The 1,971-nt window shown below is 44.5% G+C and carries 4 protein-coding genes; all 4 read right to left on the bottom strand.

Annotated features, from left to right (window positions below):
• The coding region (locus A3762_RS10070) for an acyl-CoA dehydrogenase family protein (protein ID WP_231878782.1) at positions 1-248 on the bottom strand (248 nt) is incomplete at its 3' end.
• A 57-nt stretch (positions 249-305) separates the two neighbouring features.
• On the bottom strand, positions 306-683 hold the full coding sequence (locus A3762_RS10065) for a MerR family DNA-binding transcriptional regulator (RefSeq protein ID WP_068479644.1): 378 nt from the start codon (positions 681-683) through the stop codon (positions 306-308).
• Positions 684-755: 72 nt separating this feature from the next.
• Complete coding sequence (locus A3762_RS10060; RefSeq protein WP_068755253.1) at positions 756-1,457, bottom strand: transglutaminase-like cysteine peptidase; 702 nt, start codon at positions 1,455-1,457, stop codon at positions 756-758.
• Positions 1,454-1,971: type II secretion system protein N (locus A3762_RS10055; protein ID WP_304439279.1), on the bottom strand; the 518-nt coding region annotated here is incomplete at its 5' end. The genes A3762_RS10055 and A3762_RS10060, both read right to left, overlap by 4 nt.

The raw sequence follows: 1,971 nt of genomic DNA, 5'->3' as shown, positions 1-1,971 counted from the left end.
TCTTCCATTGCAACAACGTGCGCCATGTAACCCAGACCGCTGCCACCAAATTCCTCTGGTATGGTCATTCCTAATAAACCAAGTTCACCAAACTTGGGCCACATTTCGTTTGGTAATTCGTTTTCTGAATCAACAAGGCTGGCGATAGGGCTGATTTTATCGCGAGTAAACGCCGCAACTTGGTCGCGTAGCATGTCGCAGGTTTCGCCAAGGTTGAAATTAAGTTGTTGCATTGATGCAATGCCCATGAGTGACTCCTGTAATGCTTTGATCCTCAGGCAACAACGCCTGAAAAGTAATTTTATTTATTTGCTTAAAGCGTTTAGTGCTTCTTGGCAGCGCTCTTCGGCGCCATTTAATTCGTTTTCCATTGCTTGGATATCTAAAAGCTGTTGCGCCAATATGTTTTTTCTCTCGCGTATTTTTTCGAGTAGCTTGATTAACTGTGCTTCGTTATTGCCGCGAGGTTTATACATATCGATCAGCTCTTTTGATTCGGCGAGCGAAAGACCTAAGCGTTTACCGCGTAAAATGAGCTTTAGACGAACCCGGTCAGCTTCTGCGTATATACGCGTTTGACCATCACGTTTTGGACTTAATAGCCCTTCAGATTCATAGAATCGCATTGTGCGTGTAGTGATATCGAACTCGTGCGATAACTCTGAAATTGAATAGCTAGGCATGTAGCGCTCATTTGTATAACTAAGAAAGGATAAGAGGGTATAGTTACGTTGACGTAAACGTCAAGCTGTAATTTACTTATTTGATTCTCTTCGCAGCATGAGAATGCCTTGACGGCGAAGCATGTCGGACCAATTATCCATAATACTTGGATCACCGACACGTTTCGCATTACTACGACTAAAGCGGTTTAACCAGACGCCAAGCCCATTGAAACCATAAACGGGTTCTAAATCCGTGCGCTGAGAGGCCGGTAAGATATTCTTATTGATGTTGTCGAGTATGAGTGGCTCTGAGTTTGGTGTTGGGTAGTAGGCCAATACCATGTGCGCTTGATTAAGCTCTAGAGCCTTTACATAAGAGATTTGAAGTTTGCTTTCGTCAACACCAGCGAATAGCAAAGTAAAGAACTTAGCGATCGCGTAGTCTTCACAGTCTCCGGCATTTTTAGCTAGTAACTCTACAGGGGTCGCCCAGTAGTCGGTGTCTCCCCATAGTTCGATATCGTCTACAAACGCCGCTTGGTTGAAGAAATCGTTAACTTGTTTTAGCTGTGATAGCTCGACATCTTGTGTGTACGACTGTTTAAGGTCCCAAGCCATACTTTGCCAATCGACAAGGCGTTGTGCGGCATCACTGCCAAATCGTTGCTCTACGACCTCTAACAATTGATTTTTAAATTCCACAGCAAACGACGTCATTGCAGGTGTGATGAGCATTGCGGCTAACGCAATGTAGAGGTATTGCGTTAAAGAATTAAAGCGAAATGCCATCATGGCTGTTTTAGTTTGGCCCTTAGTGCGGATAGCTTGTCTTTAATACTTTTTTTGTCAGCGGCAGAGAGGTTGTTTCTCATCGTGTTGATGTTGGTTACGTCTACTGGTGGAGTTGTGATTGTGGGTATTGGTTCCGGCTCAGGAGTTGTACTGGCAACGAAGTTGCTGGAGCTCAGCTTAGGAAATTCGAGCGTTTCGAGTGAACCTGCGCGATCAAGCACAATTCGGTCTCTGTATACGGCATGCAAAGTCGCATTGCCTGGAAGTTGATCACCAATTGCGTAATTCAAAGTTGTGCGATCTGGCCCTTCGACAAGTGCTTTGGCTCGCTTAGGATCGTTGCTTGCTGACACCCCTGTTAAAGTTAAACGAAGACGGGTTTTTGGAAGATTTTCTTGTTTTGTTATTTGGGTTGCAGGCGCAGAAAAGTCCCCAAAAAGCTCAAATTTTGCGATATTTCTTTTGGGTGTTCGCTCTGGTGTGATCGCTTGTTTTGGAATGTTTGAAGCCTGCT

It is taken from the genome of Oleiphilus sp. HI0125 (assembly GCF_001635355.1).
The sequence above is the reverse complement of the archived record's forward strand: the minus strand, read 5'-3'. Positions and strand labels throughout refer to the sequence as shown.

Bases quoted from the DNA above. Each gene is read 5' to 3' on its own strand.
- A3762_RS10065 (WP_068479644.1), bottom strand. From the start codon at position 683: ATGCCTAGCTATTCAATTTCAGAGTTATCGCACGAGTTCGATATCACT.
- A3762_RS10060 (WP_068755253.1), bottom strand. From the start codon at position 1,457: ATGATGGCATTTCGCTTTAATTCTTTAACGCAATACCTCTACATTGCG.